General features: G+C 56.8%; 11 protein-coding genes. 7 read left to right on the plus strand and 4 right to left on the minus strand.

From position 1 onward, the window contains the following. The first annotated feature begins 26 nt into the window (after positions 1-26). Positions 27-3,830 carry an AsmA2 domain-containing protein YhdP gene (yhdP, locus tag RVY89_RS22015; protein ID WP_484826439.1) on the plus strand — a complete coding sequence of 1,268 codons (3,804 nt, stop codon included), beginning with the start codon at positions 27-29 and terminating at the stop codon, positions 3,828-3,830. 84 nt (positions 3,831-3,914) lie between these two features. Beyond that, complete coding sequence (gene tldD, locus RVY89_RS22020) at positions 3,915-5,360, plus strand: metalloprotease TldD (RefSeq protein ID WP_121424795.1); 1,446 nt, start codon at positions 3,915-3,917, stop codon at positions 5,358-5,360. Positions 5,361-5,455: 95 nt separating this feature from the next. Here the strand turns inward: tldD and aaeR are convergent, their stop codons facing one another. Next, complete coding sequence (gene aaeR / locus RVY89_RS22025) at positions 5,456-6,382, minus strand: HTH-type transcriptional activator AaeR (protein ID WP_023309395.1); 927 nt, start codon at positions 6,380-6,382, stop codon at positions 5,456-5,458. Between the two features lie 179 nt (positions 6,383-6,561). Here aaeR and aaeX point away from each other — a divergent pair, with 179 nt between their 5' ends. The 5 genes from aaeX (at position 6,562) to RVY89_RS22050 (ending at position 11,541) form a co-directional block, all read left to right on the plus strand. Beyond that, on the plus strand, positions 6,562-6,765 hold the full coding sequence (gene aaeX, locus RVY89_RS22030; protein ID WP_003860416.1) for a p-hydroxybenzoic acid efflux pump operon protein AaeX: 204 nt from the start codon (positions 6,562-6,564) through the stop codon (positions 6,763-6,765). 7 nt (positions 6,766-6,772) lie between these two features. Further along, the gene (gene aaeA, locus RVY89_RS22035; RefSeq protein WP_484826440.1) at positions 6,773-7,705 is read left to right on the plus strand and encodes a p-hydroxybenzoic acid efflux pump subunit AaeA; all 933 of its coding nucleotides are present in this window, start codon (positions 6,773-6,775) and stop codon (positions 7,703-7,705) included. 5 nt (positions 7,706-7,710) lie between these two features. Then, entirely contained in the window at positions 7,711-9,678 is a 1,968-nt protein-coding gene (aaeB, locus tag RVY89_RS22040; RefSeq protein ID WP_484826441.1) for a p-hydroxybenzoic acid efflux pump subunit AaeB, read from the plus strand. Between the two features lie 90 nt (positions 9,679-9,768). Next, on the plus strand, positions 9,769-11,223 hold the full coding sequence (locus RVY89_RS22045) for an NAD-dependent succinate-semialdehyde dehydrogenase (protein WP_484826442.1): 1,455 nt from the start codon (positions 9,769-9,771) through the stop codon (positions 11,221-11,223). A gap of 45 nt (positions 11,224-11,268) precedes the next feature. Continuing rightward, entirely contained in the window at positions 11,269-11,541 is a 273-nt protein-coding gene (locus RVY89_RS22050; RefSeq protein ID WP_063143598.1) for a barstar family protein, read from the plus strand. A gap of 63 nt (positions 11,542-11,604) precedes the next feature. Here the strand turns inward: RVY89_RS22050 and yhcN (RVY89_RS22055) are convergent, their stop codons facing one another. The 3 genes from yhcN (RVY89_RS22055) to argR all read right to left on the minus strand — a co-directional run bounded on the left by yhcN (RVY89_RS22055) (position 11,605) and on the right by argR (position 13,092). Further along, the gene (gene yhcN / locus RVY89_RS22055; protein WP_008502838.1) at positions 11,605-11,871 is read right to left on the minus strand and encodes a peroxide/acid stress response protein YhcN; all 267 of its coding nucleotides are present in this window, start codon (positions 11,869-11,871) and stop codon (positions 11,605-11,607) included. Between the two features lie 111 nt (positions 11,872-11,982). Then, positions 11,983-12,246: a peroxide/acid stress response protein YhcN gene (gene yhcN, locus RVY89_RS22060; RefSeq protein WP_109846526.1), complete on the minus strand. Its 264-nt coding sequence runs from the start codon at positions 12,244-12,246 to the stop codon at positions 11,983-11,985. Positions 12,247-12,621: 375 nt separating this feature from the next. Then, the gene (gene argR / locus RVY89_RS22065; RefSeq protein ID WP_008502836.1) at positions 12,622-13,092 is read right to left on the minus strand and encodes a transcriptional regulator ArgR; all 471 of its coding nucleotides are present in this window, start codon (positions 13,090-13,092) and stop codon (positions 12,622-12,624) included. Positions 13,093-13,142 lie beyond the last annotated feature (50 nt).

Below are 13,142 nucleotides of genomic sequence, written 5' to 3' on the forward strand. Positions count from 1 at the left end.
TGACGAATGCTGACAAGGAGAGATGCGTGAGGCGATTGCCGGGGATTTTATTGCTTACAGGGGCAACGCTGGTCGTGATTGTCGCGTTGCTCGTGAGCGGGCTACGTCTCGTATTACCGCATCTGGACAGCTGGCGTCCGCAGCTGCTGGCGAAAATCGAATCCACCACCGGCGTGCCGGTGAACGTCAGCCAGATTAGCGCTAACTGGCAGAATTTTGGCCCGACGCTCGATGTCCGGGATATCAACGCCAGCCTGAAAGATGGCGGCTACCTGAAAATCAAACGCGTGACCCTGGCGCTGGACGTCTGGCAAAGCCTGCTGCATCTGCGCTGGCAGTTTCGCGATCTCACCTTTTATCAACTCCAGTTTCTGACCAATACGCCGCTGTCTGGCGGCGATAGCGGCCAGGGTCTTGAAGCCAACCGCTTCAGCGATCTTTTCCTCCGCCAGTTCGATCATTTCGATCTGCGCGACAGCGAAGTGAGCTTCATAACCCTTTCCGGCCAGCGCGCCGAGCTGGCGATCCCGCAGCTGACCTGGCTCAACGGTAAGGATCGGCACCGCGCCGAGGGGCAGGTCAATCTCTCAAGCCTGAACGGCCAGCACGGCGTGATGCAGGTGCGTATGGATCTGCGCGACGATGACGGCCTGTTAAACAACGGCAAAGTCTGGCTGCAGGCCGACGATGTGGACGTCAAGCCTTGGCTGGGCGACTGGATCCAGCAAAATATGCAGCTGGAAACGGCCCGCTTCAGCCTTGAAGGCTGGCTGACCCTGACCAAAGGCGAATTTGCCAGCGGCGATATCTGGCTCAAGCAGGGGGGCGCAAGCTGGAAAGGCGAAAAACAGCAGCATCAGCTTTCCGTCGATAACCTCACCGCGCACGTGACGCAGGAAAAAGAGGGCTGGCAGTTTGCCATTCCGGATACGCGCATCACCATGGACGGCAAGCCGTGGCCGCGCGGTGCGCTGACGCTGGCCTGGATGCCGGAGCAGGACGTTGGCGGCACGGTCAATAAACGCAGCGACGAGCTGCGCATCCGCGCCAGCAACCTGGATTTGGCTGCCATTGAAGGGCTGCGCTCGATGGCGGCAAAGCTCTCTCCGGACCTGGGCGAGATCTGGCTGGCTACGCAGCCGAGCGGAAAGATTGATTCTCTGGCGCTGGATATCCCGCTTCAGGCGACGGAAAAAACCCGCTTCCAGGCAACGTGGAAAGATCTTGCCTGGAAGCAGTGGAAGCTGCTGCCGGGAGCGGAGCATTTTAGCGGCAAGCTGGAAGGCAGCGTGGAAAACGGCAGGCTGACGGTTGATATGCACGACGCCAAAATGCCTTACGAGACGGTCTTCCGCGCGCCTCTGGAAATCGAACAGGGCAGCGCGGTGCTTAACTGGCTCCGTAACGACAAGGGTTTCCAGCTTGATGGCCGCCATATTGATGTGAAAGCCAAAGCGGTGCATGCGCGCGGCGATTTCCGCTATCTGCAGCCTGAAGGTGATGAGCCGTGGCTGGGCATTCTGGCCGGGATCAGCACCGATGACGGTTCTCAGGCCTGGCGCTACTTCCCGGAAAACCTGATGGGAAAAGCGCTGGTAGACTATCTCAGCGGCGCGATTCAGGGCGGTCAGGCGGACAATGCCACGCTGGTCTACGGCGGTAACCCGCATCTTTTCCCGTACAAACATAACGAAGGTCAGTTCCAGGTGCTGGTGCCGCTGCATAACGCCACCTTCGCGTTCCAGCCCGGCTGGCCCGCGCTGAAAGACCTGGATATTGAACTCAACTTCCTCAATGACGGACTATGGATGAAGTCCGACAGCGTGGCGCTGGGCGGCGTGACGGCCAGTAACCTGACGGCCAACATCCCGGATTATTCAAAAGAGAAGCTGCTGATTGACGCCGATATAAACGGTCCCGGCAAGGCGGTGGGGCCGTACTTTGAGGAGACGCCGCTGAAAGAGTCGCTGGCGGCGACGCTTCAGCAGCTGCAGCTTGATGGCGATGTGAATGCTCGCTTACATCTTGATATCCCGCTGGACGGTGAGATGACCACCGCTAAAGGCGACGTCCGTCTGAAGAACAACAGTCTGTACATCAAACCCCTTGAGAGCACCCTGAAAAACCTCAGCGGGCAGTTCAGCTTTGACAACGGTAACCTGAAGAGCGAGCCGCTTACGGCCAGCTGGTTTAATCAGCCTGTTAATATTGACTTCACGACCACCGAAGGTGAAAAGGCTTATCAGGTGGCCGTCAATCTGGACGGTAACTGGCAGCCAGCGCGCATGGACGTCCTGCCGAAGCCTATTGAGGCGTCAGTGCAGGGCGCAGTCGCCTGGCAGGGTAAAGTGGCAATCGACCTGCCTTATCACGCGGGGGCGCAGTATAAGGTCGACATCACGGGCGATCTGAAAAATCTTCACAGCCAGCTGCCTGCGCCGCTGGATAAAGAGGCCGGACAGCCGCTGCCGGTAAAGCTGAACGTCGATGGCAACCTGAACAGCTTCGCGCTGACCGGCAGCGCGGGCGGGACAAACCACTTCAACAGCCGCTGGCTGCTTAACCGCAAGCTCACCCTCGACAAAGCCATCTGGACGACGGATAGCCGCTCCACGCCGCCGCTGCCGGAGCAGACGGGCATTGAGTTGAATCTCCCGCCGATGGACGGTGCTGAGTGGCTGGCGCTGTTCCAGAAAGGCGTCGGGCAAAACGTTGATGAAACCGCCCAGTTCCCACAAACCATTACCGTACGCACGCCGTCGCTGATGCTGGGCGGGCAGCAGTGGAACAACCTGAGTATTGTCTCGCAGCCTGGCGCTAACGGCACGAAGGTGGAGGCCCAGGGCAGGGAGATCAACGGTACGCTGACCATGCGCAATCACGCGCCGTGGCAGGCGGCGATCCGCTACCTCTACTACAACCCGGCAAGCGCCGCGAGCGGAAAAGATAAACCGACTGAGACGTCGCCGTTGAGTAATGTCTCCCGCGTCGATTTTAGCGGCTGGCCCGATCTCCAGCTGCGCTGTGCGGAGTGCTGGCTGTGGGGGCAGAAATATGGCCGTATCGACGGTGATTTCACTATTCAGGCCAACACGCTTAAGCTCTCCGGCGGCCTGGTTGATACCGGTTTTGGCCGCATGACGGCCGCAGGGGAATGGGTAAATAACCCTGGCGAGCAGCGAACATCCCTGAAGGGCGACATTAAAGGGAACAAGCTGGACGCGGCAGCCAATTTCTTTGGTATCAGCACGCCGCTGCGCGGCTCGTCATTTGACGTCGATTACGATCTTCACTGGCGCGACGCCCCGTGGAAGCCGGATGAGGCCTCGCTGAACGGTATTTTGAAAACCCGCCTCGGCAAAGGTGAAATTGCCGACGTGAGCACGGGACGCGCCGGGCAGATCCTACGCCTGCTGAGTTTTGATGCGCTGCTGCGCAAGCTGCGCTTCGATTTCAGCGATACGTTCAGCGAAGGTTTCTACTACGATTCCATCCGCAGTACGGCGTGGATCAAGGACGGCGTTCTGCATACGGACGACACGCTGGTGGATGGCCTGGAAGCTGATATCGCCATGAAAGGCTCCGTTAACCTCGTGCGTCGCGAACTGGATATGGAAGCCGTCGTGGCACCGGAAATTTCCGCGAGCGTGGGCGTGGCGGCTGCCTTTGTGGTCAACCCGATTGTCGGAGCGGCGGTGTTTGCCGCCAGCAAAGTGCTTGGTCCACTCTGGAGCAAGGTCTCCATTCTGCGCTACCGCATTACCGGTCCGGTAGACAAACCGCAGATTAACGAGGTGCTGCGCCAGCCGCGCAAAGAAGCACAGCAATGATTTGACGTGGGCAGGTAATTGCCTCACTCTCAATAAATACGATCTTTATACCGCCACGGGCGGCAACGAACGAGTAGCAATACGATGAGTCTGAACCTGGTAAGTGAACATTTGCTCGCAGCGAACGGCCTGAGCCATCAGGACCTGTTCTCCATTCTTGGTCAACTGACCGAACGCCGTCTCGACTACGGCGACCTTTATTTCCAGTCGAGCTATCACGAATCCTGGGTTTTAGAAGACAGCATCATCAAGGATGGCTCCTACAACATTGATCAGGGCGTCGGCGTCCGTGCCGTCAGCGGCGAGAAAACCGGTTTTGCCTATGCCGATCAGATTAGCCTTACCGCACTTGAACAGAGCGCGCAGGCCGCGCGTACCATTGTGCGTGATACCGGCGATGGTCGGGTGAAAACCCTGGGAGAAGTGCAGCACTCTGCGCTCTATACCAGCATCGATCCGCTGCAGAGCATGAGCCGTGAAGAGAAGCTGGATATCCTGCGTCGCGTGGACAAAGTCGCCCGCGCGGCGGATAAACGCGTGCAGGAAGTTTCTGCCAGCCTGAGCGGTGTGTATGAATTGATTCTGGTTGCGGCAACGGACGGTACCCTGGCGGCAGATGTTCGCCCGCTGGTGCGTCTCTCCATTAGCGTGCAGGTCGATGACGACGGCAAACGCGAGCGCGGCTCAAGCGGCGGCGGCGGTCGTTTCGGCTATGACTGGTTCCTGGGCGACGTTGATGGTGAAGCGCGCGCTGACGCATGGGCGAAAGAAGCCGTGCGCATGGCGCTGGTGAATTTGAATGCCGTTGCGGCTCCGGCGGGCTCATTCCCGGTGGTGCTGGGTGCCGGCTGGCCGGGCGTGCTGTTGCACGAGGCGGTGGGCCACGGTCTGGAAGGCGACTTTAACCGTCGCGGGACGTCCGTGTTCAGCGGTCAGATCGGGCAGCTTGTCTCCTCGGAGCTGTGCACCGTGGTGGATGACGGCACCATGCTCGATCGCCGCGGCTCGGTGGCTATCGACGATGAAGGTACGCCTGGCCAGTACAATGTGCTGATCGAAAACGGCGTGCTGAAAGGCTACATGCAGGACAAACTCAACGCGCGCCTGATGGGCGTTGCGCCGACGGGCAACGGACGCCGTGAATCTTACGCGCACCTGCCGATGCCGCGCATGACCAACACCTACATGCTGCCGGGCAAATCCACGCCGCAGGAGATTATCGAGTCCGTTGATTACGGTATCTTTGCGCCTAACTTTGGCGGCGGCCAGGTGGACATCACCTCCGGTAAGTTTGTTTTCTCCACGTCAGAAGCGTATCTGATCGAGAAAGGCAAAGTGACCAAAGCGGTGAAGGGGGCGACGCTGATTGGCTCCGGTATTGAAGCCATGCAGCAGATCTCCATGGTCGGCAACGATCTTAAGCTGGATAACGGCGTGGGCGTCTGCGGTAAAGAGGGTCAGAGCCTGCCGGTTGGCGTGGGCCAGCCGACGCTGAAAGTGGACAACCTGACGGTGGGCGGCACGGCATAATTTTCTTCCCCTCACCCTCACCCTAACCCTCTCCCCAAAGGGGAGAGGGGACTGCTCTGCGCTGTCTTTTCTCCATCGCCCTTCCGGGGAAAGGCCTACTCTTTCCTTCTCCCCCGCATCCCCTGAAATAGCTCCGCCACGTCCACAAAATACTCGGTCAGATAGTTAATACACACCTGCACCTTGAGCGGGAGTTTGTCTTTTTCGGTATACAGGGCGTACACCGGACGCGGATCGGACTGGTAGCGCGGGAAGAGGATCTCCAGCACGCCGCTGTTGATCTCGTTGATCACCCACATTAACGGCACGTAGGCGATCCCGGCGCCGGCCACCAGCCAGCGTGAAATGGTCATCGGATCGTTGGTGACAAACCGCCCTTCCGGCAGCAGCCTGGTGGAGATCCCTTCCGGGGCAATCAGCTCAAATTCATTATCGGGCCGCACGCTGTACTCCAGCCACGAGTGGTTGGTGAGATCGGCGGGTTTCTCCGGCACACCGTACTGCGCCAGATAGCTCTTCGAAGCGCAGACGACCATCGGCATGCTGCCCAGCCGTCGCGAGAACAGGCTGGAATCCTGCAGCGCCCCGACGCGGATCACCACGTCCAGCCCGTCGGCAATCAGATCCGGCGCCGGGATACCCGTCACCAGATTGACGGTAAGCCCGGGGTACTCTTTCAGCATATCCGCCGTCATGGCAGCGAGAACATTTTGTGCCATAGTTGAAGAACACCCGATGCGCAGCGTGCCGATGGGGGTGTTGTTGAAAGCGTAGAGCTGTTCGTGAACATCCTGCACTTCAAGCAGCATGCGGCGACAGCCCTGATAGTAAATTTTGCCCGCTTCCGTCAGCCCAATGCTGCGGGTACTGCGGTTGAGCAGCTTGACCTGAAGCTCATCTTCCAGTTTGGACACCGTCTGGCTGATGGATGAGACGCTCATCTGAAGCTGACGGGCAGCGGCGGTGAAGGAGCCTAGCTCAACCACTTTGGCGAAGACTGACATGCGTTTTAAACGTTCCATTGTTCACTCTGGCTTAAAAGTGATTTAGATCACATATTATAGATAACAGCATAACAGTTACGTTAATATATTATTTATTACATAACGGCTGCGCCATTCTCGCCCGGCGTTTCTTGCTCTCCTGCGATGGCGTGCGCTAAAAAATTCTGAAGCCTGCACTCTCTCTTATTAAGGTCAACATGAGTCTGTTTCCCGTTATCGTGGTGTTCGGTCTGTCGTTCCCACCGATATTTTTCGAGCTTCTTTTATCACTGGCGATCTTCTGGCTGGTGCGCAAGGTGCTGGTCCCTACCGGGATCTACGATTTCGTCTGGCACCCTGCATTGTTCAATACCGCGCTGTATTGCTGCCTGTTTTACCTGATATCGCGCATGTTTGTCTGAGGTTGATGTGAAAACGCTAACAAGAAAAATCTCCCGCACTGCCATCACGATGGCGCTGGTTATCCTCGCCTTCATCGCTGTTTTCCGTGCCTGGGTCTATTACACCGAATCACCGTGGACGCGTGATGCACGCTTCAGCGCCGATGTGGTGGCCATCGCCCCTGACGTGGCTGGTCTTATCACGGCGGTCAACGTACGCGATAACCAGCTGGTGAAAAAAGATCAGGTTCTGTTCACCATCGACCAGCCTCGTTATCAGAAAGCACTGGAAGAGGCGGAAGCGGATGTGGCCTATTACCAGGCGCTGGCTGCGGAGAAACGCCGCGAGGCTGGCCGCCGTAACCAGCTTGGCGTTCAGGCAATGTCCCGTGAAGAGATTGACCAGTCCAACAACGTGCTGCAAACCGTACTGCACCAGCTGGCGAAAGCACAAGCAACGCGGGATCTGGCGAAGCTCGATCTGGAACGCACCGTGATCCGCGCGCCGTCTGATGGCTGGGTGACCAACCTTAACGTCTACGCCGGGGAATTCATTACCCGTGGCTCGACCGCCGTGGCGCTGGTGAAACAGAACTCCTTCTATGTGCTCGCCTATATGGAAGAGACCAAGCTGGAAGGCGTACGTCCCGGCTACCGTGCAGAAATCACGCCGCTGGGCAGCAACCGCGTCTTTAAAGGTACCGTCGACAGCGTCGCCGCAGGGGTGACCAACTCCAGCAGTTCGAACGATGCAAAAGGGATGGCAACGGTGGATTCCAACCTCGAGTGGGTGCGTCTGGCCCAGCGCGTGCCGGTCCGTATCCATCTGGACGAACAGCAGGGCAACCTGTGGCCTGCGGGTACCACGGCGACGGTGGTGATTACCGGTGAAAAAGATCGGGATGCCAGCCAGGACTCGTTCTTCCGTAAAATCGCCCACCGTCTGCGCGAGTTTGGTTAATCGCTATGGGCATCTTTTCCATCGCCAGCCAGCACATTCGCTTCGCCGTGAAGCTGGCGTGTGCCATTGTGCTGGCGTTGTTTGTTGGCTTCCACTTCCAGCTTGAAACCCCTCGCTGGGCAGTGCTGACGGCTGCGATTGTTGCGGCGGGCCCGGCCTTTGCCGCGGGTGGGGAACCCTATTCAGGTGCGATCCGCTATCGCGGGATGCTGCGTATCATCGGGACGTTTATCGGCTGTTTTGCGGCGCTGACCATTATTATTCTGATGATCCGCACGCCGCTGCTGATGCTGATGGTGTGCTGTATCTGGGCAGGTTTTTGCACCTGGATCTCGTCTCTGGTGAAAGTGGAGAACTCCTACGCCTGGGGGCTGGCGGGCTATACCGCGCTGATTATTGTCATCACCATTCAGTCTGAACCGCTGCTCGCCCCGCAGTTTGCGGTGGAGCGATGCAGCGAGATTGTGATTGGTATTGTCAGTGCGATTATTGCGGACCTGCTGTTCTCCCCGCGCTCCATCAAGCAGGAAGTCGACCGTGAGCTTGACGCGCTGATTGTCGCTCAGTACCAGCTGATGCAGCTCTGCATCAAGCACGGCGACAGCGAAGAGGTGGATAAAGCCTGGAGCGGGCTGGTTCGCCGCACGCAGGCGCTGGAGGGGATGCGCAGCAATCTCAATATGGAGTCGTCACGCTGGGCTCGCGCAAACCGTCGTCTGAAAGCTCTTAATACGGTCTCGTTAACGCTGATTACCCAGGCATGCGAAACCTATCTGATACAGAACACCCGGCCGGAAGCGGTCACCGATACCTTCCGCGAGCTGTTCGCCGAGCCGGTGGAAACGGTGCAGGACGTGCACAAGCAGCTTAAGCGTATGCGCAGGGTTATCGCCTGGACAGGGGAGCGCGACACGCCGGTAACCATCTATACCTGGGTCGGCGCCGCCACGCGCTACCTGCTGCTGAAACGCGGCGTGATCGGGAATACCAAAATCAGCGCGGCGGAAGAAGAAGTGCTGCAGGGCGAAGTGGTGATCAAGGCGGAATCAGCCGAACGCCATCACGCGATGGTTAACTTCTGGCGTACGACGCTTGCCTGTATGCTCGGCACGCTGTTCTGGCTGTGGACGGGCTGGACGTCCGGCAGCGGCGCGATGGTGATGATTGCCGTCGTGACCGCACTGGCGATGCGTCTGCCTAATCCGCGTATGGTCGCCATCGATTTCCTGTACGGCACCATTGCCGCCCTGCCGATAGGCGCGCTCTACTTTCTGGTCATCATCCCGTCGACGCAGCAGAGCATACTGCTGCTCTGTATTAGCCTGGCGGTGATGGCGTTCTTTATCGGCATTGAAGTGCAAAAGCGACGTCTGGGATCGCTGGGGGCGCTGGCGAGTACGATTAACATCATCGTACTCGATAACCCGATGACCTTCCACTTTAGTCAGTTCCTCGACAGCGCGTTAGGTCAGCTGGTGGGCTGTTTCCTGGCTATGATGGTGATACTGCTGGTGCGGGATAACTCGCAGGCAAGAACGGGCCGCGTACTGTTGAACCAGTTTGTGTCGGCCGCCGTGTCGTCGATGACAACCAACACCGCGCGCCGTAAAGAGAACCATCTGCCCGCGCTCTACCAGCAGCTGTTTTTACTGCTGAACAAGTTCCCGGGCGATATCGCCAAGTTCCGCCTGGCGTTAACCATGATCATCGCGCACCAGCGTCTGCGTAACGCACCGGTGCCGATCAACGACGATCTGTCGGCCTGGCACCGCCAGCTGCGTCGTACCGCTGACCACGTACTTTCCGCCAGCAGTGATGACAAACGACGTCGCTACTTTACGCAGCTGCTTGAAGAACTGGATATCTACCAGGAGAAGCTTAAAGCCTGGGAAGCACCGCCTCAGGTGACCGAGCCGGTGGGACGGCTGGTGTTTATGCTGCATCGCTACCAGAACGCTCTCACGGATAGCTGACCGAAGTAAAAAAACCGACGCCAAAAGCGTCGGTTTTTTTGTGGCTATACTTATTCCAGCACGTTCTTACATTTCAGGAAGGGAGGACACATGACGACCCAGGCGCTTCAGGATCACATCCTTTTTCAGACCGGTTATCTGGTCAACGGAATCTGGAAAACGCTGGACACGACCTTCGATGTGCTTAACCCCGCTACCGGGGAAGTCATCGCGAAAGTCGCCAAAGCGGGTAAAGCACAAACCGAAGAGGCTATCGCAGCGGCCACCAAAGCCTTCCCGGCCTGGCGTGCCAAAACCGCGAAAGAGCGTTCGGCGATTCTCTACCGCTGGTACGAACTGATTATTGAGAATAAAAGCTGGCTCGGGCGGTTAATGACCACCGAACAGGGCAAGCCGCTGAAAGAAGCGGAGGGAGAAGTCGAGTACGCCGCCAGCTTTATCCAGTGGTTTGCCGAAGAAGCTAAACGCGCGAACGGTGAAATTATTCCGCCGATCAAACCCGGCTCACGCATTCTGGCGACCCGTGAACCCATTGGCGTGGTCGCGGCGATTACGCCGTGGAACTTCCCGATGGCCATGCTCACCCGCAAGTTAGGCCCGGCGCTGGCTGCAGGGTGCACCGGGGTGATCAAACCGGCCAATAACACACCGCTCAGCGCCTTTGCGCTGCTTACCCTGGCGAAACAGGCTGGCGTACCCGACGGCGTGCTTAACGCCGTAGCCGGGAATACGCATGAAATCAGCGATGCGATCATGGCAAGCCGCGACGTGCGTAAAATCTCCTTTACCGGTTCAACTTCCGTCGGCAAAACGCTGGTGCGTAACGCCGCAGAAACCATGAAAAAGGTTTCGATGGAGCTGGGGGGAAATGCCCCGTATATCGTTTTTGAGGATGCAGACATCGACGCGGCGGTGAAGGGGGCGATTGCCAACAAGTTCCGAAATGCCGGGCAGGTCTGCGTCAGCGTGAACCGTTTTTATATTCAGGAAACCGTCTACGACAAATTTGTGAATAAACTCGCCGATGCGGTGAATGCGCTGAAAGTGGGGAATGGTCTTGACGAGGGCATTGTTGTCGGGCCGCTGATTGAATCTGCTGCGGTCGACAAGGTGCGTGAGCATGTCGACGATGCCGTTGCCCGGGGCGCAACCGTACTGGCTGGGGGTAAGCCCCATCCGCTTGGCGGGAATTTCTGGATGCCAACCGTACTGGGCGACTGCCATGAAGGCATGAAGCTGGCAGAAGAAGAGACGTTTGGGCCGGTTGCGGCGTGCTTCCGTTTCACCTCGGAAGATGAAGTTATCCAGCGCGCCAACAACACGCCCTATGGGCTGGCGGCTTACTTCTACACCCAGAATCTCTCCCGGGTCTTCCGTGTTTCACAGGCAATCGAGAGTGGGATGATCGGCATTAACGAATGCGCCGTCTCTACGGAGCTGGGGCCCTTTGGCGGCGTAAAAGAGTCAGGTCTTGGACGAGAGGGCTCCGTGCTGGGGCTGGAAGAGTATCTGGAAGTTAAAACCCTGCATATTGGGGGATTATAATAGACAGGGCGGCATCTGCCGCTCGCCTGGACTGGGTGGCTGGCAATGAAAACCTATACGTTTGATTTTGACGAGATCGACAGTCAGGAAGACTTCTACCGTGAATTTATCCGGGCATTTGATCTTGAACGGGAAAGCGTGACGAATCTGGATACGCTGTGGGACGTGGTCACCGGCAGTCTGTTGCCGCTCCCGCTGGAAATTGAGTTCATCCATTTGCCCGATAAGCTTCGAAGACGTTTTGGCGCGCTAATATTGCTGTTCGATGAAGCGGAAGAAGAGCTGGAAGGGCAGCTGCGTTTTAACGCGCGGCACTGAATGAAAAAAAAGCCCCTGACCATGAGGCCAGGGGCAAGTCGTATGATGAGATACGACGAGGGTTTATTTATACAGTTCTGCCGTTGCATGCCAGTGGTCACCCTGATTCAGTTCGGTGACGCGATAGCTGCTGGCGCCTGCTTTTTCAGCTTTGGCAGCCAGTTCGTGACGGATATCCATCGGAGAGCCGGTGACAGACGTCACGGAGATGCTGCCCATAGGCTGCAGATTTTGTGCCTGATCGGCATTCACCTGCTGTACGGCTGCGCTTGCGCCGAAAGAGAGAACAGATGCCAGACCGAGGGTTGCGATGATCAATTTGGTTTTCATAGTCTTTACTCCTGAATAGGGTTTTTTACTCAACGGCGAGAAGGGTTGAACCGCTATTTTTATGCCTGGTGCCGTTGAGTGGAGATTTACGTTTTCAGCTATTACTAAAACTTATTTGTACAGCTCAGCGGTGGCGTGCCACTGGTCACCAGAACGCGCTTCGATGATGCGATAGGATGACGCGCCCTGTTCTTCCGCTTTTTTGTTCAGCATCTCATGCATGTCCATTGGCGATGTACCGACCGCGCCGACAGAAACCGTACCGATGGCCTGGCGGGATTGCGCCTGGTCAGCATTGATAGAGTCAGCTGCGAAAGCACCGAATGACAGGACAGACAGGACGCTCAGCGCCGCTACAGTAGATTTGATTTTCATGATTCTTACCTCGTCGAATTTTTTAGTGGGGTCTTGTTTCGTGACCCTCATCACAAAATCAAGTATACACTAATAACGGAAAAAATTAATACCAGACTAATGGTTTCCTTTGTTATTACGTGTTAACCAGTCTGTTTTTTATAACCAAATTGCATAATGTTGGGTGTTTTTTGTCCATTTCTGGCGGCCATATCTAATTAAATCATATGGATATCCGCTTTTGATTTTTTGTGCGATTTTTTGATTTAGCATTCACCAGATGAATGTTAATGGGTGGTAAAAAGCACTATTTGTCAAAGTGAAGGGCAGTAGAAAAGAGGGGGAAACGCAGCGGAAGCAGAACGATCCCCGCAGCGGCGCTACGGGGAGAGGGGATTAGAGTTCCTGTTCGAAAAGAACCAGAATCGCTTCGTGGAGGTCCTTCACGGAGAAACCGCTAGCCGGTGTGGTAAAGATGGTGTCATCGCCGGCGATAGTCCCGAGGATGCCTTCCGTTTTACCCAATGAGTCCAGCATGCGGGCAATCAGCTGTGCGGCACCCGGGCTTGTGTGGATCACCACAACGGCGTCGTTGTAATCGATATCCAGAACCAGATTCTTGAGCGGGCTGGAGGTGGTCGGCACGCCAAGTTCGGCCGGCAGGCAATAGACCATCTCCATCTTGGCGTTACGGGTACGCACCGCGCCAAATTTCGTTAACATGCGGGAGACTTTCGACTGGTTGATGTTATCGAAGCCTTGTTCCTGCAGCGCCTGAACAATTTCTCCCTGAGAACTGAATTTCTCTTCTTTAAGTAGCGCTTTAAACGCCTTTACTAATTCTTCTTGCTTAGACGAGCTTCGCATAAGTCACCCGGAATATGACGATAGAAACAACATTATTATGCATGTGGATG

The sequence above is a fragment of the Enterobacter sp. 3U4 genome, from assembly GCF_057224565.1.

What these genes read in the sequence shown, in the direction of transcription:
- argR (WP_008502836.1), bottom strand. Translation starts at nt 13,092, where the DNA reads ATGCGAAGCTCGTCTAAGCAAGAAGAATTAGTAAAGGCGTTTAAAGCG.
- tldD (WP_121424795.1), top strand. Translation starts at nt 3,915, where the DNA reads ATGAGTCTGAACCTGGTAAGTGAACATTTGCTCGCAGCGAACGGCCTG.
- RVY89_RS22050 (WP_063143598.1), top strand. Translation starts at nt 11,269, where the DNA reads ATGAAAACCTATACGTTTGATTTTGACGAGATCGACAGTCAGGAAGAC.
- aaeX (WP_003860416.1), top strand. Translation starts at nt 6,562, where the DNA reads ATGAGTCTGTTTCCCGTTATCGTGGTGTTCGGTCTGTCGTTCCCACCG.
- aaeB (WP_484826441.1), top strand. Translation starts at nt 7,711, where the DNA reads ATGGGCATCTTTTCCATCGCCAGCCAGCACATTCGCTTCGCCGTGAAG.
- RVY89_RS22045 (WP_484826442.1), top strand. Translation starts at nt 9,769, where the DNA reads ATGACGACCCAGGCGCTTCAGGATCACATCCTTTTTCAGACCGGTTAT.
- yhcN (WP_008502838.1), bottom strand. Translation starts at nt 11,871, where the DNA reads ATGAAAACCAAATTGATCATCGCAACCCTCGGTCTGGCATCTGTTCTC.
- aaeR (WP_023309395.1), bottom strand. Translation starts at nt 6,382, where the DNA reads ATGGAACGTTTAAAACGCATGTCAGTCTTCGCCAAAGTGGTTGAGCTA.
- yhcN (WP_109846526.1), bottom strand. Translation starts at nt 12,246, where the DNA reads ATGAAAATCAAATCTACTGTAGCGGCGCTGAGCGTCCTGTCTGTCCTG.